Origin of the sequence: Methylobacter sp. BlB1 (genome assembly GCF_015476545.1) — a bacterium.
In the GTDB taxonomy this organism is placed as follows: Bacteria; Pseudomonadota; Gammaproteobacteria; order Methylococcales; family Methylomonadaceae; genus Methylobacter.
In genome coordinates, this window is sequence record NZ_JADMKV010000210.1 from 1 (window position 1) to 696 (window position 696).

At 57.2% G+C, this 696-nt stretch carries 1 protein-coding gene; it reads left to right on the forward strand.

The features are described from left to right. Positions 1-540: cyclopropane-fatty-acyl-phospholipid synthase family protein (locus IT781_RS22070; RefSeq protein ID WP_228779365.1), on the forward strand; the 540-nt coding region annotated here is incomplete at its 5' end. Between the last annotated feature and the right edge of the window lie 156 nt (positions 541-696).

Sequence of the window (696 nt, forward strand, 5' to 3'; positions counted from 1 at the left end):
TTGTTCACCGAGCAAGCGAAACTCCGTGCTGTAGAACTCGGCATCGCCGATCAAGTCAAGTTCATCCATGGCGATGCTGCCGGTTATGTCTCTGACGAGAAGGTCGATGTTGCAGCCTGTGTCGGTGCCACCTGGATCGGCGGTGGAGTCGCCGGCACTATCGAGCTTCTGGCGCGGAGCCTGCGCACCGGAGGAATCATCCTCATCGGCGAGCCCTACTGGCGGCAGTTACCGCCGACGGAAGAGGTTGCCAAGGGGTGTCTTGCCAACTCAATCTCCGACTTTCTCATGCTTCCAGAACTTCTCGCGTCTTTCGGCCACTTTGGCTACGACGTCGTTGAAATGGTTCTGGCTGACCAGGACGGCTGGGACAGATACGAGGCGGCCAAATGGCTCACCATGCGCCGATGGCTTGAAGCCAATCCCGATGACGAGTTCGCGAAAGATGTTCGAGCCAAACTGACCTCGGAACCCGAGCGCTACGCCGCTTACACGCGTGAATACCTGGGCTGGGGTGTGTTCGCGCTGATGCCGCGGTGAAACTCGTAAGGTGGATTTGCTTCGGCAAGCCGCCACATACAGCAAATCGATGCCATTACCCCAATTTTCGGCAAACCCCAACGCGATAGGCTGCGTAATCAATAGGATAATGGTATGGACTCCTCCTCTTCCCTGCGGCATCACGATGTGCCAAAG